Source organism: uncultured Umboniibacter sp. (genome assembly GCF_947497555.1).
Taxonomy (GTDB): Bacteria; Pseudomonadota; Gammaproteobacteria; order Pseudomonadales; family DSM-25080; genus Umboniibacter.
Genome location: NZ_CANMGY010000008.1, coordinates 40,233 through 61,130 on the forward strand (window position 1 = coordinate 40,233; position 20,898 = coordinate 61,130).

Genomic DNA, 20,898 nt, shown 5'->3' on the forward strand with positions numbered 1-20,898 from the left:
TCTAAAGTGCTAAAACCACTTAATATTTGAATTCATTGTAATTTTTTTACAAGAAAAATAAAAGTAGTAAAGGAAATAAACAATTCAACGTATCTCATGACCTTATCAGTATCACTTTCCGCTAGTTTCAAGTATCGAGAATAGATCATTTGTGATGGCCGAAAATGTCGTAAGCCCGTCCACTCATCAAACAAGAAGATTTTTAACGATTTACCACAAGTGTGAACTGCGTCTCATTTGATATTCAGGGTCAAATAAATGATTGAATACGCAACTATAGACATCTAGATTTGATCACATTCCATTATTCGAACCCAAGAAGGCGATAGTTAAAAATCGCTAATTACAAGGAGAGAGAGTCCATGAGAAAAATTAGTCGCAATCCCCTAGCTCGAATGCTTCAACGCGTTCATGCTGCGCATATCGAGGCTGAGCGGACCGGCAAAGACAGTTCAGATATCCTGGCAAAGGATAAGGAAGTTCAAGCACAACTTCATCAGCAGTCTACCGAACAGAGCGAAAGACGGAAATTTCTTCAACAAGCCGGTTTAGCGGCCGGTGCAGTCGCCGCGACTTCAGCGACTCCAGCGATGGCGAATGTGATCAATAACGGTAATCGCCCAAATAAGAAACAGCCAAAGATTGTCATTATCGGCGCCGGTGCAGCCGGTGTTCGTGCAGCCCATCGCCTGCGCCAATACAATATTGATGCTGATCTTTATGAGGGCAGCGAGCGCTTAGGTGGACGGATGTACTCTAGCTCTACCGCCTTTGATGGACGAGTTATTGAGTGGGGCGGCGAATTAGTTTCCACTGAACATACAGCGCTTCGTAATCTCTGCAACACGCTAAGCATCGGCTTGGAAGACGTGAATAAACTTCCAGATGGAATGGAAGAGACTTACCTTATCAATGGTAAGTTGTACAACGAGCATGACCTAGATCGCGAATGGCAGGGTGGTCTTTATGAGCTATTTAAGCGCGACCAGCAAGCAGCTCCGTGGCAGCCAACCTGGGACATCAACACCGCGGCTCACCAAAAATTCGACTGGATGAGTACCGAGCAATATCTGAACGATGCTGGCCTCAGCAGTAATCACTGGGCACATCAGTTAATGATGACCAACGTAGTTTCTGAGTATGGCCTGAAAGACGACTGTCCGGCACTCAACCTCATTTACACCTTAGGTTGGACCAACCGTGGCTCGGGCGGTCTTCCATTGGCGGGTACCGATGAACGCTTCCATATTGTGGGTGGTAATAACGCGGTCATTCAAAAGATGGCCGATCAGATTGGTCATGACCACATTCACACGGGCAAGAAACTTGTGGCGGTGAGTGGCGAAGCACAAGGCCCTTACTCACTGACCTTTGAAGATGGCAGTGTCGTGAATTGTGATCGCCTTGTGATGGCACTTCCGACCTGGAAGAACCGTGACGTTGAATGGGATCCTCGTATTCTTGCAGGCATGCATCCAAAGCGTGTTGAGGCGCTACAGAACATTGCCGGTGGCGACAACGGTAAGATCCATGTTGAGTTTAACAGCAAGATCTTCAACCAAACACAAACAATCAACGGCAAAGAAGTTCATCAGTCGGCAGTTTCTTACTCCGACCCTGACGAATTCGTAACCACCTGGGAGGGCAACCCCGCTAGCGATAGCGAAAAGGGTATCCTAGTTAACTATACCGGCGGTGTCCGCGGTAAAAACCTTGGCGGTAGCGAGTATTTCGGCACTGCAGGTAGTCAGGATGTGAATCGCGTGCTTAACGACTTCGAGCAAATCTGGCCGGGTGCACAAAATGCGTTCACAGGAAATGCGATTGTCTCGAACTGGTATGATTACCCGCTAGTGGGTGGTTCTTTCACCTCTCCTCGCATTGGCCACTACACCTCTTGGTGGGGTGCGCTCTTCGAAGATGAAGGTAACTTGATGTTTGCCGGAGAAGGCACAGATCGTGAAACCTGGGGCTTCATGGAAGGTGGTATTATTTCTGGCGAGCGGGTGGCGAACTTTATCGCGCAAACCAACAAGTAATTATCCACTATACGTAAAAAGGGAAGGCTATTAGCCTTCCCTTTTTTGTTTCTGTAGCTCATTCAGCATCGGCGTTCATCGCCCAGTGCAAAGCAACTAGTTAATGCCTTAATCGGCAAGGACAAATAGATGGTGCTTTTTCTTACCTAACTTCACCATCAGGAACTTACCGTGCAATGCCGCTTCACGGTTAAGCACCGACGCAGGCTCGCCGTTCGCACTCTGCTCCACCGCTACACCGTTCACGATCACCGCCGCGCGACCCAGCGCATCCTTAACCTGCTTACCTGAATTCGCCATTCCTGCATCAACCAGCAACGCAATCAGACTTTGATCTGCAAAGCTTGCAGCCGTCAACTCAGACGACGGTAAGCCATCTTGGCTTAGCTGCTCGAAATCCGAGGCATCAAGACTGCTTAAGTCACCGCTGAAGAGTGCCTCAGTAATACGGAGCGCCGCTTCTAAGGCATCTTCGCCATGAACTAACTTAGTCACTTCACGCGCCAACACTGATTGCGCCTCAGGACGTCCCTGGCGAGCCTGATCTTCCGCTTCAATCGCGTCAATATCGGCAACACTCAAGAACGTGAAGTACTTGAGGAACTTATAGACGTCCGCATCCGCAGTATTCAACCAAAATTGGTAGAACGCATAGGGTGAAGTCTTCTTAGCATCTAGCCAAATAGTACCCGACTCGGTCTTACCAAATTTAGTACCATCTGACTTGGTGACTAACGGTAGAGTTAGGCCAAACACTGAGCCGCGGTGCATTCGGCGAGTTAGATCAATGCCACCAGTAATGTTGCCCCACTGATCGGAACCGCCAATTTGCAGCGTGCAATCGTGACGCTGGTATAGTTCTGCAAAATCAAAGGATTGGAGTAACATGTAGGTAAATTCGGTAAATGAAATACCTGAGCCTTCTCGCTCGATGCGCTGCTTTACCGACTCTTTGTTAATCATGTTGTTGACTGAAAAGTGCTTACCCACATCTCGGAGAAAATCCAAAACGTTAAGGTCCTTGGTCCAATCAAGATTATTCACGACTAGCGCTGCTTTATCACCGGCGTCAAAATCAATAAATTGAGAAACCTGAGCTTTGAGTCTATCAACCCATTGAGAGACAACGTCTGCGGTGTTAAGTTGACGTTCCTGAGCTTTGAAGCTTGGATCGCCAATTAGACCCGTGGCGCCACCAACTAGTGCAATAGGTTTATGACCGGCTTCTTGGAAGCGCTTCAATGTTAACAGCGGTACTAAGCTACCAATATGTAGTGAGTCTGCTGTTGGATCAAAGCCACAATACAGCGCGCGCGTCCCAGTGCTAAGATGTTCATGCAGGGCGTCGTCGCCGGTCATCTGATTAAGGAGACCGCGAGCTGCTAAATCGGCTAAGAGAGCATTTGTTGGATTTGACATGGGGATTGTGTTACCTAATCGTTCAATTTCAAGCTTGCAAACATACCGTATGTGTATTTAATTACAACCCATTACTAGGGTTACACGCTAAGTTTTGATATAAACGGTTAGAAAAAGATGTATCTGAGGCAAACATGACTAACAAGAAGCGCCGTCCGCAGGCTGTTCGCAATAAACAACGTACCAAAGCAAGCCACAATGGTCCGTCACTTCTTGCGCGCGCGAAGCACGCTTTCACCACGATTTATTGGCAGCGTATCCAAGCAGCTTACCGTCTTGACCCAAAGCGATTTTGGATTATCTTCAGTTGCTTAGTGGTTGTGGGACTACTGTTTAACTGGCCTAGTTCGCCACCGAATGAAGATGATGCCGAATCCATGCGTACCATTGTTATACAGCCGGGTTCAGCTAATGGCGAATCACCCGCTGGCCGCGATAATGATGAAGGCGACTCGCTCTCCGAGAACCTTGCAGGCGCTGCGCAGCACCATGGCGATACCCACGACGGTACAGCTAGCTCCCCGAAAACCGAGCCTGAGCCCGATTTATGGCAGCGGTTTGCCGTTGAAGAGGGCGACAATCTCTCCAAACTCTTTTACCGAGCAAATCTCTCCGATCGGGATGTTTACCTATTCACAAATCAAGGTGGCGAGATCGATCAGTTTACCGATCTAAACGTAGGTCAAGAACTCTGGTTCGACATTCAAGATGGTCAGGTCATCCAACTCAAACTGGTATATGACCAGTTAAATTACCTAATGGCCACCGTCAGCCCGTCCGATATAGAAAGCTATGATGTTGAGCTCGTTACCCTTCAGCCCGATATTCGTTACGAGACCGCCAGCGCAACCATCAATGATTCACTATTCCTCGCAGCAACGCGGGTAGGAATATCTGATCGACTCACTATGGAGCTGGCCAACATTTTCGGTTGGGATATCGATTTCGCACTGGATATCCGGGAGAACGACCAGTTCAAAGTCGTCTACGAGAAGCTCTATCTGAATGATGAGTTCATTGGCGATGGCGATATTGTGGCGGCAAGTTTTGATAATCGTAGTCGCCACCTGCAGGCGGTGCGCTATACGGATACTGATGGTGATACGGCCTATCACGCGCCGGATGGCCGCAGCATGCGCAAGGCGTTCCTGCGGACACCGGTCGATTTTCGCCGGATTAGTTCGCATTTCAACCTAAGTCGCCGCCATCCCATATTACATACTATCCGAGCACACAAGGGCGTGGACTATGCTGCCAATAGTGGCACACCTATTCGCGCTGCCGGTGACGGCCGCGTTACCTTTGCCGGAGTAAAAGGCGGCTGGGGTAATGTGATTATTATTCAGCATGGCGAGACCTACAAAACGCTTTACGCCCACCAACGCCGCTTTGCGCGAGGTATTCGCGAGGGTTCGCGTGTGCGCCAGGGACAGGTGATTGGCTATGTAGGCATGTCAGGGTTGGCCAGCGGGCCTCATCTGCACTACGAATTCTATGTCAATGGCGTGGTCCGTAATCCCGTCACGGTTGATTTACCTGAAGCCGAACCCATTAGTGCCGATGAATTTGAACGTTTCAGATTACAAACGGCTGGCTTACTCGCGATGCTTCAGGATGGTGCTTCGGCTGAGCCACAGGTTGCGGTAGCTCAGTGAAGCGCTTCATTGGGCTCATGTCAGGCACTAGCCTGGATGGACTCGATGTGGTCTGCGCCACTTTCGAAGAGCCCTCATCCTGGGCGATCGAAGGCGCTCGCACGTTCACATTTCCGTCAGCCTTAGTGACGAGGCTTTCGGCCTTAGCAAAGGCTCAGGACAATAACCTTGAATCTATGGCGCAAGTAGCCATCCATTGGAGCAACTTTGCCGCCGGGTGTATTGATCAATTACTCAGCGAAATGCAGCTCTCGGCGAGAGACATAACCGCCATTGGCAGTCACGGACAAACCATTCGTCACTGCCCGAATGCGGATACCCCATTTAGCGTCCAAATAGGCTGCCCGAGTACCCTATCAGAATTAACTCATATCACCGTAGTCGCTGATTTCAGAAGCCGGGATATTGCCGCCAAGGGCCAGGGTGCTCCGCTAGTGCCGGCATTCCATGGTGAGTTATTCGCAGGTAATAGCTGGTTAACACTAAACCTTGGTGGCATCGCCAATATCGCCTATCGAAACCGCGGCGGTGAGCTAATGGGTTATGATACCGGCCCGGCCAATATCCTCATAAATCATCTCTGCCAGCGGGACTTTAATTGTGACTATGATCTCAATGGTGACATTGCCCAACGGGGATCAGTTCAAGCTGCGGCACTCAGCAATATGCTCAGCGACCCATTCTTTCAGCAGACAGCCCCCAAAAGCACCGGTCCAGAGTATTTCAACCTAGCTTGGTTCGACGCCCATTGCGGTAAAATAAGCCCCGAAGATGCCGTCGCAACGGCCACCGAATTAACCGCACAGAGCATCGCCAGAGAAATAGTAGCGCAAGCTGAAATTCAAGATATTTGGGTATTTGGTGGTGGCGTGAAAAACGTAACATTGATGAACAGTTTGCAGCGGGCACTGATTAGCATGGGCTGTACTGCTGTCATCCGTGATACGCAGCAAATAGACATTGACCCAGACTTCATGGAAGCACTAGTTTTTGCGTGGTTGGCCGAACGGTGCCTCGATTACTTACCCGGCAACTGTCCGAGTGTTACCGGCGCTGAAAGAGCCGTTATTCTGGGTGGTATCTACCCGGTCTCCCAGGGCTAACTTGCGCTGAAATGGCTTGGACGGGACTGCGCCGCGCTGACTAAACGCCTCAGATCGAGAAGCTTGCACCACAGCCGCAGGTCGCGGTTGCCAATGGATTATTTACGGTGAAACGCGACCCTTGAAGCCCCTCTTCATAGTCAACAATCGAGCCGACCAAGTAGGGGTAAGACATAGCATCTAAGACCACGGTGACACCACCCACTTCAATAGGCGTGTCATCCTCTTCCACGGCTTCATCAAAGGAAAAGCCATATTGGAAACCGGAGCAACCTCCACCCGTTACGAAAACCCGTAGTTTTAAATCGGGATTACCCTCTTCTTCAACAAGCTCACGCACTTTAGCAACGGTGTTATCCGTAACAATGAGTGGTGTGGGTTCAAAGGTTTCAGCAACAGACATACATCGTCTCTCAACAGGTTTCTGGGACGGCGATTATGGACATAACCTAGTATTTTAGTCAACTAAGTTTATTCCGCTATCGTGTCGTCCTTTTCGGCGTCATCGTTACCCTTTGCAGCAGGAGCAGGAAGCTGTCCTTGGTGCTCTTCGTGAATAAGTGCGCCGTTAATTTGAGCGCCACCTAGCATTTCGAGCATACGGTAGCGCACGTCACCTTCGATGCGAGCGTCCGGAGCGAGCTCTACGCGAATCGAAGCATAAACATCACCACGTACTTGACCGTTAATCATCACTTCCGGTGCGGTGATATCACCCACCACTTCAGCGCCTTGGACAATCATTACGGAAGCGTTATCAGCATTCGTGGCACGAAGACTGCCCTTCACCTTCCCTTCAATTTGTACTGCCCCTGAAAATTCGATATCACCCTTAATCTCAGTCCCCTGCGCAATTAAGGTAATGTGCGATGCAGTTTTTTGTTTTCTCATTCTCATTATTTTATTCCTCGATGACTACAGGCCATTCAACGGAGAGCAATTTTGGCTCTTCGCCGCGGACCATCAAGCTTAATTCTACTTCTGTCGCTACCATACCATCTGGTAGCTGAATTTCCGTGATATATCGTTGAAAATATCGAAAACTCAGGTTAACCCTACCAATCTCGGCTCGTTCATAAAGCCCCGCTTCGTTACGGGTCACTAGATGAGCGACCAGCTCGCCGCGAACCACTTGATGCTGAGTGGCAACTTGGTGGACCATCGCCGATAACGTCCAAGAGCCATTGAGCGCTGGCCTGAGTTCGGTGTTACCAAAGCTTACTCCAGCGTTGCTACTGGAATCCATTAGACTGCGATAATAATTGACCAATTGCGATAACTCAGCAACCTCAGCCTGCAGTTTAACCATCTCATCGCGAGATTGCTGATTGGCGGACTCAGCCACCGATCGGGCTAAACCCGCTGCGGCAGCTCGCTCCTGAGCAACCTGCAACTTAGCGCTTTGCTGTTCCACGGTCATGACTAAATCAGTTTCTCGCTGTTCAGACATTCTCAACTCGGCGCCCGCAGACTGGTATCCGATCACGAAGGCGAGCATCAAACAGGCCGAGATAATGACTAAGTAAACAAGATATCGACTCACTTCGACTTTTAGAGAGCGCGCCGCAACTAATGGTTTGAATGGTTTTCTATTACGTTTAATCACTTGATTCAGCCTAAGGCATGAGAGCTGCAGCTTCCAGCCCTTCATTCTCAGGTAAACCGAAACGAATATTCATACACTGAATGGCCTGGCCGGCAGCGCCCTTACACAAATTATCAATCACGGACATCACCACAAGCGTATTACCCTCAGGCGCTCTATTTACTGCAATTCGGCAGGTGTTTGTACCCTTTACCGAGCGCGTCTCAGGATGGCTACCAGCCGGGAGAATATCAACAAACGGCTCATCTAAGTACGCTTCCTCAAACACCTTTTGAATATCAATCTGGCGGGTAAGGCGAACATACATAGTGGAGTGTATACCGCGTGCCATAGGCAATAAATGAGGCACGAAAGTCAGATCAACAAATTCGCCCGCCATATCGGATAAACCCTGCTTAATCTCAGGAAGATGGCGATGCCCAGTACTACCGTAGGCCTTGAATGAATCATGAACTTCAGTAAACAGATTAGCAATTTTCGCGCTACGCCCAGCGCCGGTGACGCCCGAAGCTGCGTTAACAATAATGTTGTCTAACTCAATAGCACCTTGCTCGAGAAGCGGTTTGAGGCCCAATTGCACGGACGTTGGATAGCAGCCCGGACAAGCAATAATATCAGCCGTTCGAAGGTCTCGGCGGTTGAACTCCGGGAGTCCATAAACGGCCTCTTTAATCAACGCTGGGGCGCCGTGAGGCTGCTGATACCATTCTTCCCAAACTGCTTGATCGCGAATACGAAAGTCTGCAGAGAGATCGATCACTACGACATCATGCTTGGCGATATCGGTCATCATCGACTGCGCGACACCGTGTGGCGTAGCGAAGAACACAACATCTAGCAGGCTAATTTTTTCCGCCGAAGGCTCTTCAAAAACGAGATCACAGTGATGACGCAGATTTGGATAAAGCTCTGCTACAGGCTTACCTTGCTCAGCACGAGACGTAATAAGAACAACTTGGACTCCGTCATGATTTGATAGAATTCTTAATAATTCAGCACCGGTGTATCCAGTAGCCCCTACAATTCCAACTTTAAGCACAGCAACCTCTAAATATTTCGCTTCTTATTTGAACCTTACCCTTTATAATTAGGGAAGATTAACTTTTATGAGTACCATCATAACGTGAGCACCGCTAATATTTTAAGCTTTTTCACACGAATGAGTGCTCGTTTACGAGATGTTCAGTCGTGGCCTCAGCTTTTAATCTTGGGCCTCATCAGTGGTATCGCCTCCGCCGCTATTATCATAGCCTTTCGTAGTTTAGTTGACTATTCCCTTGCCGTGAGCAACAACACCGATACTCACTTTGCGCAGTATAGCCGTGAGATAGCCGCGTTGATTCCGCTAATCGGCGCCATTTTGATTGGTATCGTGTTCCACTTCGTACCTAAAGATGCGCAAAAGGTGAGTGTGGGTTACGTGCTTGAAACGCTCGCCCATCGTGGTGGCGTCTTCAGTTGGCGGAATACCTTTGTGCAGCTATTCGGCGGCGCAGCTGCCATCGCTAGCGGCCAAGCTGTTGGCCGCGAGGGTCCGGCCGTGCATCTAGGTGCGGCCACCAGCGCAGGGATTGGTAGGTGGTTGATGCTATCGTCACCGCAGCTTCGACTGCTTGCCGGCTGTGGGGTCGCCGCTGCTATCGGCGCTTCGTTCAACACCCCCATTGCGGGAGTCATCTTCGCAATGGAAGTCATCCTCATGGAATATACGGCCGCTGGTCTGTTCCCCATCATTGTGGCAGCCACCTCCGCCACGGCACTGTCTCGATTAGTTTACGGTGACGACCCTGCTTTTCTCGTTCCGGTGCTTACCAGCGTAGAAATGGATGACACCCTGTGGTTGCTCCTCGGAGCAATCGTGGCCGGAATTATCTCCGCCGCATTTGTCGCGATTCATCGCCGTGCCCGTGAGTATCATCACTATACGCCCATTGCTCGGTTCACCTTTATAGGACTGATCACCGCTGCTGTGGTCTACTTCTACCCTCAGGTCACCGGCGTCGGATATGATGTAGTACAAGCTAACCTAGATGGCTTCCTCCCGGTTGCCCTACTCGTTGGTCTATTGCTTGGTAAACTCCTGCTCACCCCGTTGGTGACTGGCTTAGGCATGCCCGGTGGACTCATCGCCTCGACCTTATTTATTGGCGCCTGCCTTGGTGGCATCCTCGAGCAGTTAAGTGGCGGCGGTGCCGACATCGCCGTTTCGAGCTATGTAATTATCTTTATGGGTACGGTGATGAGCGCCGTGCTCAATGCCCCCTTATCAGCCCTTACCGCAGTGCTCGAATTAACCTACGCTCCGGACGTATTAATGCCAACCATGGCGTCTATTGTGGTGGCAAATATTGTCTGTCGAGAAGTACTGAAACAACCCGGAGTATTCGAACGCCCCGCGAAGGAACAAACTCCGTGGCGAAGGTGGGCGCTTGCTACTCCAGCCAGCCGAGTGATGTCTCGTAAAATAAGCTCAATCCGCCTAGAGGGTTTTCGCGACCGGAGTTATTCAAGGACGTTACTGCAACAGTTCATTGAATCCAAGCCAAAGTGGATTGTGCTGACCCTTGCCGGTGAACCTATCCACGTGATGCGCCGTAATCTATTTGAGCCCCTACTCGAAAAGCATGATGGGGAGTCCGACCTTAGCTCGGACCTGCCGAAACAAAATAGTGTGAATACCAACATTACTGCTTCGGCCTGGGATATTCTTAAGGGGATGAAGAAGCACGATGCCGAGATTGCCCTAGTTCGCCGCCTACACGGTAAGCTACGTGGCGAGGTGTTAGGCATCATCACCAAAGCTGGAATCGAATCTACATTTAAGGAATAGCCGTGACTGCCTACTTAAGTTATAAAGCTCTGCACCTTATCGCCATGGTTTGTTGGTTTGCCGTGCTGTTCTACCTACCACGATTATTCGTTTATCACGCTGCAGCAGAAGACCAAGTGGGCAAAGAACGCTTTAAGGTCATGGAGCGCAAGTTGTATCGTGGTATCGGCACCCCATCGATGATCGCAACGCTGGTGTTCGGCGTCGCGATGTTAGTGGTCAACCCCACTTGGCTGCAGCAGGGGTGGGTTCATGCCAAACTCACATTCGTTGCACTCTTGGTCATTTATCACTTCAGCTGTGGTTACTTCATCAAGCAATTCGCTGCTGACAACAACCAACGGAACCATGTGTTCTTTCGCTTTTTCAATGAAGCACCGGTAATCGCTTTAATCGCCATTATATTCTTAGCCGTGTTGAAGCCATTTTAAGTCGCTTTGTTTTCGTCAAGCTCATCGTTACCGGCAGCAATAAACTCGGCTAGCAAAGCCCGAATTTACAGGCGATAATGCTAAGCATTAATTAACGTTTTAACTCGTTTTAGGATTTTTATGTCTCGTTCTGACAATCTATTTAGCTCGGCCCAGCGTCACATTCCCGGTGGCGTAAATTCTCCCGTTCGTGCCTTTAAAGCCGTGGGTGGCACTCCCGTTTTCTTTGAAAAAGCAGCCGGTGCCTATGCTTACGATGCCGATGGCAAACGTTACATCGATTATGTGCAGTCCTGGGGACCAATGGTGTTAGGACATGCTCATCCAGAGGTGATCTCGGCGGTGGTTGAAAAAGCACAGGATGGTTTGTCTTTCGGTGCACCCACTGAAATTGAGACCACACTGGCCGACAAGGTCTGTGACATCTTCCCAGGCATGGAGATGGTTCGCATGGTGAGTTCGGGTACCGAAGCCACCATGAGTGCGATTCGCCTAGCTCGCGGTTACACCGGCAGAGATAAGATTGTTAAGTTTGAAGGCTGCTACCACGGCCACTCGGACTCATTGCTGGTAAAAGCGGGGTCTGGCGCTCTGACACTCGGCGTACCGAACTCACCTGGCGTGCCCGCGGATCTCGCAAAATACACCCTCACACTTGAATACAACAATGCTGAAGCCGTTCGCGCGTTATTCGCTGAACAGGGTGACAGCATTGCGGCAATCATCGTTGAACCCGTTGCGGGTAACATGAACTGTATTCCGCCAGTACCTGGCTTCTTAGAATGCCTTCGTGAAGTCTGTGACCAAAGTGGCGCAGTACTCATCATCGATGAAGTAATGACGGGCTTCCGCGTCTCGCTAACGGGTGCCCAGGGGCATTTCGGTGTGCAGGCCGATCTCACCTGTTTGGGCAAGGTCATTGGCGGCGGCATGCCAGTTGGCGCCTTTGGCGGTAAGCGTGAAATCATGGAACACATTGCTCCGCTTGGCCCGGTGTATCAGGCGGGGACCCTCTCTGGAAACCCGGTGGCCATGGCAGCAGGCCTTAAGACCTTAGAGCTCATTGCTACTGAGGGCTTTTACGACGAGTTAAATCGGAAGACGCAGCGCTTAGTGAAGGGAGTTCAGGCGGCAGCTGACAAGCATGGCATTCCGTTTACTACTAACTCAGCGGGTTCGATGTTTGGCTTCTTCTTCAACGAAGCGGATAACGTCACGAATTACCAACAGGTCATGAACGGCGACAACGATCGCTTCAATCGCTTCTTCCACGCTATGCTAGAAGAAGGCGTCTACTTGGCACCGGCATGTTTCGAAGCCGGATTTATGTCGCAAGCGCACACCGATGAAGACATTGACGCCACCATTGCGGCGGCAGACAGAGCTATGGAGCGAATCTAAATGGTACAGTTCACGCGCGGACCTTTCCCAGCAACTCGGCCTCGCAGGTTAAGAGCAAACGCCTTTAGCCGTAACCTCATGCGCGAGAACACGCTCACCCCGCACGATCTGATCTTCCCAGTATTCGTGCTAGAGGGAGCGAACCAACGCGAAGCCATTGCTTCAATGCCGGGTATCGAGCGCCTGAGTATTGACCTACTCGTCCAAAAGGCGAAACACCTTCATTCCCTTGGTGTCCCAGCCCTTGCGCTATTCCCGGTAACGCCTAGTGAAGTTAAAAGCCTTCACGGCGATGAGGCTTTCAATCCTGATGGGCTGGCACAGCGAGCTATTAAGAGCCTAAAGGACGCGGTGCCAGAACTCGGCATTATGACCGATGTCGCGCTAGATCCTTTCACTACTCACGGTCAAGACGGCATCATTGATGACACGGGTTATGTGCTCAACGACACCACAGTCGAAGTGCTGGTGAAGCAGGCCATCTCTCACGCCGAAGCGGGTGCGGATGTGGTTGCTCCCTCGGATATGATGGATGGTCGTATTGGCGCCATTCGCGGTGCGCTAGAGTCCCACGGTTTCTGCAACACCGCCATCATGGCTTACAGTGCGAAATACGCATCAGCCTATTACGGCCCCTTCAGAGACGCTGTGGGTTCAGCCGGAAATCTAAAGGGTGGCAGTAAAGCTAACTATCAGATGGATCCCGCTAACCTGAACGAAGCGTTGCATGAATGTGCATTAGATCTGCAGGAAGGTGCGGACATGATTATGGTGAAACCGGGAATGCCGTATCTGGATGTGGTGCGTCGCGTCAAAGACGAGCTAGCAGCACCAACCTTCGCCTATCAGGTTTCTGGGGAGTACGCCATGCATCAGGCAGCCGCTGCAAACGGCTGGTTAAATGGTGATGCCGTCATGATGGAGAGTTTGATGGCGTTTAAACGTGCTGGCGCCGATGGCATTCTTAGCTACTACGCGGAAGCGGCGGCCGAGCTCCTCAACGGCTAACCCTCAATGGCTGGCTAAGTTGTCAGCGCTTTGCCGATGTCCCTGTTGGGCTATGGCGCGCTGCAATCCGTCCAATCAGCTAGTTAGGCGGCCAATTCAATGACACTGGCAGCCGCTAGCTTATCCACTAAAGCACGCTGATCTTCCGTGGCCAAGCCAGGAAGGTCAGTCGCAACGAAAGCCTCGCCGCGAAGAATCTCATCTAGGGCATCGCTTGCCCCTAATTCAAAATGCATGTGACCACCCGGCGAGACTAAGGTGAGCCTGTCGCCATCTTCAAAGAACTGAGCGAGATAGTTAGCACGTAGCTGATAGCGTTGCGATGGCTTCATTTCGGCAGGGGCGAATACAGCATCCAACAGGCCACCACGGATATCAGGCTTCTGTCGCTGAATAAAATCTCCGGCAAAGTAGTCCAATGCATGGTCGAGATTGGCCTCTTTCGCAATGATGTCTATTAAGGTTTTAAAGTGCGCTTGCGCCGCCGAGTTGTCGAAATCAGCCGTGGCAAAATTGGGCGGCAGCGCCTGACGAAATTCTGGATGATTCACCGCTACCTCAGACACTGCTTCAATCACCAAATCCGTCCAATTCTTGGTAATTAATCCCAAAGTGATATGTAAGGATGGCTCATCACCGCTATTGGAAGCGTCATGCATCATCCCCTTGGGGATATAGATCGTTTCGCCGGCATCCATGGTGAATTCTTCCGTTAACTCACCAGGCTTATGGACATTGGAGTTGAAACGCTCACCCTTATAAGCCAGTTTCACGGGATGATCATAAAGCTTCCACGCCTTCGACCCAGCTACCTGCATCACGAATACATCATGGGCATCAAAATGTGGACGGAAGCCTTGATAGCCTGGCGGCGTTAAATAAATATTGGTTTGTACATGGCAGTTAAAGACGGCTTCAAACTGCCGACAAAGATCCGCCAACTTCGTGTCGGCCTCATGGAGTTGAGACAGAATAAGGGTGGCGCCGGCACGGTACTCGCGAATCACCGCTCGTAGGTCAATGGTGCCATTATCGTAGCAAAATTCACTGCGCTTCATTCTTCTATCGGCTCTCGCCATATCGATGGACGAGGCAGGCATTTGCGCATTCGCCAGAAGTTCATCCAGCGTGGCAACGTCTAAGGTGCCATGTAATGCACCCAAGCTTTCCTCGGTGGCTAAGAAGCGCTGATGCTTGGATTGATAGCTATTTGAGAGAAAATCTTCGAGAAGCTCGGTACTAGAGAAGATACTGTTGAAGACGTTGTTGGCGCTCGCTACCATGAAATAAACCTGCGGTCTGTGTTTGAGATGGAGACAAAAAAGGGGATTAACGTCCGGTCCAATTACGACCCGTTTCGTCATCCCCTACTCGTGATTCAGCAAAAATTAGAAGGTTGAGCAGCGCCCTTCGCCGGCATCATCATTGGGGTCACTGTCAGTACATCCCTGCTCCACTGAACCACCCGAACTACCTGAACAGCTCCGACCATTACCCACGGAGTCAGCACGGCCGCCGGTGTCGGAATCGGTGCAACCTGACTGACAGTTTCGGCCGTTGCCGGCATCATCGGAATTGCTGCCGGTGTCTGAGTCCGTACAACCACTTTCGGTTGAGCAGTTTCGGCCATTGCTAGCGTCATCGGAATTACTACCGGTGTCGGAATCGGTGCAACCTGACTGACAATTTCGGCCGTTGCCGGCTTCGTCAGAATTACTGCCGGTGTCGGAATCGGTACAACCTGACTGACAGTTTCGGCCGTTGCCGGCGTCGTCAGAATTACTGCCGGTGTCGGAATCGGTGCAACCTGACTGACAGTTTCGGCCGTTGCCGGCGTCGTCAGAATTACTGCCGGTGTCGGAATCGGTGCAACCTGACTGGCAGTTTCGGCCGTTGCCTGCGTCGTCAGAATTGCTGCCGGTGTCGGAATCGGTACAACCACTCTCAGTTGAACAATGACGACCATTGCCGGCGTCATCGGAATTTTTGCCGGTGTCAGAATCAGTGCAACCACTCTGTGTTGAGCAATGACGACCATTACCGGCGTCATCAGAATTCTTCCCGCTGTCAGAATCGCTGCAGCCCGACCGGTTACCTCTACCTCGATTCGATCTATCGGCACTGGATCCGGTATCTGAGTCTGTTATCCCTGTGACGCCCTCGCCAACACCATCGCTCGGATCGCTATCGCTAGCGGCCTTAGCCTTAGGCGTTACGGTGATTGCGGTGGTGGCGACAGCGCCCGTCACAAGACCTAAAAAGGATCGACGTGTTAAGTTTCGCTTCATTGTTCTTTCTCCAAGCAGCTTTCAGCCATTAGCAGAGAGTAAATAGTGCTCGACTGAATCTATTTTTATGAATTAAGTCTACCGACTCGCTGTGCAATTCACAACCAATCGGTCAAATTTTGATTAAGATGGAAGCTTGAGTTAACGCGACTTTCGAGGCTTATACGGATGACGAGGCGGGTAATTTCTGTTAACTTCAATCTCGGTTTCAACATCACTTGGTTGCTATAAAAACTGATCTAATAGGCGCCCAAGCTCACACACTCATTCTAAGGAGCTCTAACCAATGAAAGTTAGCACCCTTTTTCTGGCAATCACCGCAGCGGCTACTATCACTGCCTGCGATACTGCCTCCCAAGGTAACAGTTCTTCTGGCGATGCTCAGGCAAAAGCCGATTTTGCTCGCCTTGATGCATTCCCAAGTCAGTACGTTGCCCCAGAAACGGCTCCGGTACTGATTACCAACGCTACGGTTCTAGATGGCCTCGGCGCGCTATATGAAAACACCAGTGTGCTATTAAGCGATGGAAAAATTGTTGCCGTGGGTGCGGACCTCTCTGCAGACGACGGTACAGTGGTGATTGATGGTGAAGGCCGTTGGGTAACTCCTGGCATCATCGACATTCACAGTCACTTAGGTAACTACCCTGCGCCGTCCGTGGATTCATCACAGGATGGTAACGAAATGACTTCGCCAAATACCGCTGGTGTTTGGACTGAGCATTCGGTTCACCCACAAGATCCAGGCTTTACACGCGCCGTAGCCGGCGGTGTCACCGCGTTGCAGATCCTACCGGGTTCAGCCAACCTTTTCGGTGGTCGTAGCGTGGTTTTGAAACCCATCATCGGCCGTAACGTCATGGAGATGAAATTTCCTGACGCACCCTACGGTTTGAAGATGGCTTGTGGTGAGAACCCCAAGCGAGTCTACGGTAACCGCGGCGGCCCAATGACCCGTATGGGTAACGTTGAAGGCTATCGCAATGCTTGGTTAGCGGCACAGGACTACAAGGCAACGTGGGATGACTACGCGGCAAATGGTGGTGATGAGCCATCAAGAGATCTGCAGCTAGAAACACTAGCGGGAGTTTTGGCCGGCGATATTCGTATCCACAACCACTGCTACACCGCGGAAGAGATGTCGATCATGATCGATCTTTCTAAGGAATTCGATTATCAGATTACCGCCTTCCACCACGGCGTTGAGGCCTACAAGATTGCTGATCTTTTGGCTGAAAACAACATCGCTGGCGCCCTTTGGGCAGATTGGTGGGGCTTTAAGATGGAGGCTTATGACGCTTCGCTATCGAACATCGCACTGATGGATAAAGCGGGCGCCGACGCCATCGTTCACTCCGATGACGACATGGGAATTCAGCGTTTGAATCATGAAGCCGCTAAAGCCATGGCAGCGGGTAACCGTCATGGTATGGATATCTCCATCGAACACGCGTGGCGTTGGTTGAGCTACAACCCTGCTAAGTCATTGGGACTTGAGCAAGTCACCGGGTCACTCGAAGCCGGGAAGAATGCCGACGTGGTCATTTGGAGTGGTAACCCATTCTCCGTGTACACCCTTGCCGACCAGGTCTTTATTGATGGCGCGATGCGTTACGATCGCTTTGATGAAACCGTTCAGCAGACCGCTGATTTCGAAGTCGCACAACCTGCTTTGGAGGATGCACAATGATTCGTTCAACTCTGGCACTAGCCCTTATTGCTAGCAACGTAGCGATGGCGGATAACATTGCAATCATCAACGCTAAAGCTGTCACCCAGTCCGCTCAGGGAACCCTGGAAAACGCGACAATTCTGATTCGTGGTGACGAAATCACCGCTATCGGTTCGGCTGTAAACATTCCTGAGGGCACGGTAGTTATCGATGCTGCGGGTCAATATGTAACACCCGGCTTTGTTGGTACTGCGGTGAACTGGGGCTCGGTAGAAGTTAGTGCCGAATCCAGCACGGTAGATGCTTATTCAGATGAGTCTGGCGCTGCCACCTCAATGCAATATGCGATTAATCCGGATTCAACACGCCTTCCGCTAGCCTATCGCTTCGGTTTCACGCGAGCTATCGTAGCGCCAGGTGGCGGTAACAAAGTCTTTATGGGGCAAGCTGCCGCCATCAAAACTTTCGGCGACGACTTAGTCACTGCTGCTGATATTGCTCAGTTCGTTGATGTTGAAGAATTTGGCAAAGACGTTTCTGGCGGCACGCGTGCAGCACTTTGGGTGAACCTTGAGCGCGTGATAACTGACGCTAAGCACTATGCGAATAACCCTCGTGATCGCTACAGTAATTCTGGTAGCTATGTCCTCTCACTGGATAGTTTGGAAGCACTCCAAGCGGTCATCAGTGGCGATGTACCACTGGTTTTCGATGCGAATCGTATGAGCGATCTGCGCTTGGTCATGGACTTTGCTGAACGACATAACCTCAAAGCGGTTATTCGCGGTGGAGCAGAAGCGTGGCGTGTCGCAGACGAATTAGCCGCTGCTGACATCCCGGTATTGGTCGATCCTTACCTAAACTTACCCTACGGTTTCGACCAGCGCGCAGCGCGTTTGGACAATGCCGCGTTGCTTAATGCGGCAGGCGTGACCATCGCGTTCTATAACGGCGAACCATATACCGGCCAAACCCTCACCCAAGCGGCCGGTCTAGCTGTCGCTCACGGCCTACCCTGGGAGAGCGCGGTTGATGCACTCACCGTCAATGCGGTAGATATCTTCGGTGGCGCTTACTCGGCAACGCTTGAGGTGGGTCAGACTGCTGATGTCGTAGTTTGGAGTGGTGACCCGCTTGAGTTAACTAGCGCACCGACTACTGTTGTGATTGACGGGGAGCAGGTTGAATTGAAGACTCGTGAAGAAGCATTGGCGAAACGTTACTTCGATATCGAACAAACGGAACCTTTCTCCTACAACTAATTGCTTCAGTTGCTACCTCTGAGTTTCGATAATCCTCAGTAATTGGTAGAACCGTTAAAGCGCTTGGCGAGCGCTCCAATCTATGGAGTGACTTGCTAAGCGCTTTTTTTACGTCTTTGACTCATATCCCATAACAAAGCGTTAGTAGACGGTTTCATCTTCTTCGTTTAACACGTCCCTCAACGAAACAATGAATAACGCAAGCGGTGAAGCAGACTGACTGAGTAGTAAGTTTTTCTGGCTCTCACTGAGTTCTTCCGAATGATTCACGTAGGCTAAAGAATAGCCCGACCTTCTTTGCTGAATACTTGCATAATACTCGAACACTTCTAGCGTGACTAAGAATTGATCTTCAGAAATCTGCTCAACCGGTAACGTAGAGAACAACCGAAGTACTCGCGCCTCATTGGAAATACAGCGTTCGGTGATGTCTGACATACCAAACAAGGATTCGCATCGCGCGGCTTGATAACCCAGCCACTCTGCTTTCTGCTGGTCGCTATACTTAAATTTCAACTGCCGCAGTGATTCAAGGTTGGTCAACCTATCTAACTCTGAAGGAAAATCTGCTCGCTGACTGAATTCAGCTTCCTGTGTTGGCGGGGAATTAATTGCCATATCCGCATTACTCGCGCAACCTATTGCTAGTACTACAAATATAATGAGTGCGCCTTTCATACGTCCACCTAAAATGATATTCAATCATTTTTAGTTTAGTTAACCGCATCACATTTTGTGTTTTTTTTGTCTAGGTTTTATCCGTAAATTCCACCTCTTAGCCAAAATACCCTACGATAGGCTGCCGTGCATATTAACCTCGAGTACTTGCTAGAGATGAAGAAATTGTTAACTGTTGGCCTAGGCCTTTTTACTGCTGTTGGCGCAATTTATAGTGTAAATTGCTTCATAGCCGAAGACATCGATGACCAGATTCTTAGTCAAGTCAGTGACTACAACACCCTCGCAGGAAGCCAGGGGCAACTCCATCTCATTGAGGTACAAAAAACAGCGCAATTCTTCGGCGCTTTGTATCGGTTTAAGCTCTTCCATTCAGATCAAGAGATTACCCTACCCCAATGCCTTAGCGCTGAACTCTCTCTTCAACATTCGCCAATCGAATGGCTACAATTAGACATCGCACATGGCGAGATCGAGTTGAACGTCGAGAATTCGTCACACTGCCCACCATTAGACGAAGCATCCATGGATCGACAGGTCTTGAATCTTTTCGGTCAGCAAATAATTACCGGCGAACTGACGCTAACTTTTGGCAGTCAGCTTTTGGGAGAGTTTACGACAAATGGTATCAATTTTGTCGAGGATGACATTGCGCTGACAGTCGCACCGTTTATCTACCGTTTCGAAATAGATCAAACTGGGTTCGAGCAACATGAATTGCTATGGTCGGGCTTTGAATTTTTAGATCACGCTTCGTTTTCCAGCGCTTATGGTGGTGACCTTCACTACACAAGTAATTTAAGCTTCACTGAAGAATTTCTTTTATCTGCAAATAGTTCATTATCGAGCGAACCAATTTGGTACAGTGACGGCCAACGTCGCAGCGGCTTTAATGCCTTCGAAGCTGATTTTTCCGGTACAGTTACCGATGGCTATCTTCAAGGTACAGGAACTGCGAAAATCAGTGAGCTAACCCTCAACAATCTTCCTATTGGTACCCTCACAGAAAAACTTACACTAACTGATTTTCCCTACCAACAACTTTCGGAAATTGAAATTAACAACGAGGACTTTGCACAAAACTTAACCCCCCAGGCGTTTCAGAGTCAGATGCTTCAGATTATTGCTGGGACACGGGTTACGGTGGAGGAGCTCTCGCTAACCAACAACGATGCCGAGTTAAGTATTCACGGTGAACTCAGACTAACTAATACCTTAAACGCCCCGTTGGATATGAAAGTCAACGTGGGTTTCAATGAAAGCTTCATCGCTCAGTTGGCCGATATTCGGACTATTAGTAGTCAACCCTTTGCTTCCCCCAACGCCGCTGACTTTCAAGCTGAAAGCGAAAAGGTGCGACTGAGTTTAGAGCAATTACTTGAGCAGTATGGGGAAGCTGGGTACCTAATTCCAGATGAGGCGGGTGGCTATGATGCGCTGATCGAGTTGATATCGGGCGAACTCATCATCAATGGAATTTCACTCTCTGAGCCGGTGAATTAAAGG

18 protein-coding genes are annotated in these 20,898 nt (G+C 50.2%); 10 read left to right on the forward strand and 8 right to left on the reverse strand.

Features of this window, described 5'->3' with window-relative positions:
• Window positions 1–362: 362 nt before the first annotated feature.
• Window positions 363–2,039, forward strand: a complete 1,677-nt coding sequence (locus Q0698_RS09990) for an NAD(P)/FAD-dependent oxidoreductase (RefSeq protein WP_298636356.1) — start codon at window positions 363–365, stop codon at window positions 2,037–2,039.
• Window positions 2,040–2,147: 108 nt separating this feature from the next.
• On the opposite strand, the gene tyrS is transcribed toward Q0698_RS09990, so the two are convergent.
• On the reverse strand, window positions 2,148–3,458 hold the full coding sequence (tyrS, locus tag Q0698_RS09995; RefSeq protein ID WP_298636357.1) for a tyrosine--tRNA ligase: 1,311 nt from the start codon (window positions 3,456–3,458) through the stop codon (window positions 2,148–2,150).
• A 134-nt stretch (window positions 3,459–3,592) separates the two neighbouring features.
• On the opposite strand from tyrS, the gene Q0698_RS10000 reads away from it, so the two are divergent.
• Both Q0698_RS10000 and Q0698_RS10005 read left to right on the forward strand, forming a co-directional pair.
• Window positions 3,593–5,113, forward strand: coding sequence for a peptidoglycan DD-metalloendopeptidase family protein (locus Q0698_RS10000; RefSeq protein ID WP_298636358.1), 1,521 nt, complete (start codon window positions 3,593–3,595; stop codon window positions 5,111–5,113).
• Window positions 5,110–6,216 carry an anhydro-N-acetylmuramic acid kinase gene (locus Q0698_RS10005; RefSeq protein WP_298636360.1) on the forward strand — a complete coding sequence of 369 codons (1,107 nt, stop codon included), beginning with the start codon at window positions 5,110–5,112 and terminating at the stop codon, window positions 6,214–6,216. The genes Q0698_RS10000 and Q0698_RS10005 overlap by 4 nt, the downstream gene beginning before the upstream one ends.
• Before the next feature lie 49 nt (window positions 6,217–6,265).
• On the opposite strand, the gene erpA is transcribed toward Q0698_RS10005, so the two are convergent.
• From erpA to argC, 4 genes are all read right to left on the reverse strand, one after another.
• Window positions 6,266–6,619: an iron-sulfur cluster insertion protein ErpA gene (erpA, locus tag Q0698_RS10010; protein ID WP_298636361.1), complete on the reverse strand. Its 354-nt coding sequence runs from the start codon at window positions 6,617–6,619 to the stop codon at window positions 6,266–6,268.
• Window positions 6,620–6,687: 68 nt separating this feature from the next.
• On the reverse strand, window positions 6,688–7,107 hold the full coding sequence (locus tag Q0698_RS10015; protein ID WP_298636362.1) for a polymer-forming cytoskeletal protein: 420 nt from the start codon (window positions 7,105–7,107) through the stop codon (window positions 6,688–6,690).
• A 10-nt stretch (window positions 7,108–7,117) separates the two neighbouring features.
• A complete protein-coding gene (locus Q0698_RS10020; protein ID WP_298636363.1) occupies window positions 7,118–7,759 on the reverse strand; it encodes a DUF6776 family protein in 642 nt (213 codons plus the stop codon).
• A gap of 73 nt (window positions 7,760–7,832) precedes the next feature.
• Entirely contained in the window at window positions 7,833–8,861 is a 1,029-nt protein-coding gene (gene argC / locus Q0698_RS10025; RefSeq protein ID WP_298636364.1) for an N-acetyl-gamma-glutamyl-phosphate reductase, read from the reverse strand.
• A 120-nt stretch (window positions 8,862–8,981) separates the two neighbouring features.
• On the opposite strand from argC, the gene Q0698_RS10030 reads away from it, so the two are divergent.
• From Q0698_RS10030 to hemB, 4 genes are all read left to right on the forward strand, one after another.
• A complete protein-coding gene (locus Q0698_RS10030) occupies window positions 8,982–10,652 on the forward strand; it encodes a chloride channel protein (protein ID WP_298636365.1) in 1,671 nt (556 codons plus the stop codon).
• A 2-nt stretch (window positions 10,653–10,654) separates the two neighbouring features.
• Window positions 10,655–11,083 carry a protoporphyrinogen oxidase HemJ gene (gene hemJ / locus Q0698_RS10035; RefSeq protein WP_298636366.1) on the forward strand — a complete coding sequence of 143 codons (429 nt, stop codon included), beginning with the start codon at window positions 10,655–10,657 and terminating at the stop codon, window positions 11,081–11,083.
• Window positions 11,084–11,203: 120 nt separating this feature from the next.
• A complete protein-coding gene (hemL, locus tag Q0698_RS10040; RefSeq protein WP_298636367.1) occupies window positions 11,204–12,484 on the forward strand; it encodes a glutamate-1-semialdehyde 2,1-aminomutase in 1,281 nt (426 codons plus the stop codon).
• Window positions 12,485–13,492 carry a porphobilinogen synthase gene (hemB, locus tag Q0698_RS10045; RefSeq protein ID WP_298636368.1) on the forward strand — a complete coding sequence of 336 codons (1,008 nt, stop codon included), beginning with the start codon at window positions 12,485–12,487 and terminating at the stop codon, window positions 13,490–13,492. It begins immediately after the preceding gene.
• A gap of 83 nt (window positions 13,493–13,575) precedes the next feature.
• Here hemB and Q0698_RS10050 read toward each other — a convergent pair whose 3' ends face one another.
• Together Q0698_RS10050 and Q0698_RS10055 are read right to left on the reverse strand one after the other, a co-directional pair.
• Complete coding sequence (locus Q0698_RS10050; RefSeq protein WP_298636370.1) at window positions 13,576–14,775, reverse strand: cupin domain-containing protein; 1,200 nt, start codon at window positions 14,773–14,775, stop codon at window positions 13,576–13,578.
• A 105-nt stretch (window positions 14,776–14,880) separates the two neighbouring features.
• A complete protein-coding gene (locus Q0698_RS10055; RefSeq protein ID WP_298636371.1) occupies window positions 14,881–15,780 on the reverse strand; it encodes a hypothetical protein in 900 nt (299 codons plus the stop codon).
• 286 nt (window positions 15,781–16,066) lie between these two features.
• On the opposite strand from Q0698_RS10055, the gene Q0698_RS10060 reads away from it, so the two are divergent.
• Both Q0698_RS10060 and Q0698_RS10065 read left to right on the forward strand, forming a co-directional pair.
• Window positions 16,067–17,470 (forward strand): amidohydrolase family protein, encoded by a 1,404-nt coding sequence (locus tag Q0698_RS10060; protein WP_298636373.1) that lies wholly within the window; start codon window positions 16,067–16,069, stop codon window positions 17,468–17,470.
• Complete coding sequence (locus Q0698_RS10065) at window positions 17,467–18,714, forward strand: imidazolonepropionase (RefSeq protein ID WP_298636375.1); 1,248 nt, start codon at window positions 17,467–17,469, stop codon at window positions 18,712–18,714. The genes Q0698_RS10060 and Q0698_RS10065 overlap by 4 nt, the downstream gene beginning before the upstream one ends.
• Window positions 18,715–18,855: 141 nt before the next feature.
• On the opposite strand, the gene Q0698_RS10070 is transcribed toward Q0698_RS10065, so the two are convergent.
• Window positions 18,856–19,392, reverse strand: coding sequence for a hypothetical protein (locus Q0698_RS10070; RefSeq protein WP_298636376.1), 537 nt, complete (start codon window positions 19,390–19,392; stop codon window positions 18,856–18,858).
• Between the two features lie 126 nt (window positions 19,393–19,518).
• Here Q0698_RS10070 and Q0698_RS10075 point away from each other — a divergent pair, with 126 nt between their 5' ends.
• Window positions 19,519–20,895 (forward strand): DUF945 family protein, encoded by a 1,377-nt coding sequence (locus Q0698_RS10075; protein WP_298636377.1) that lies wholly within the window; start codon window positions 19,519–19,521, stop codon window positions 20,893–20,895.
• Window positions 20,896–20,898: the final 3 nt, after the last annotated feature.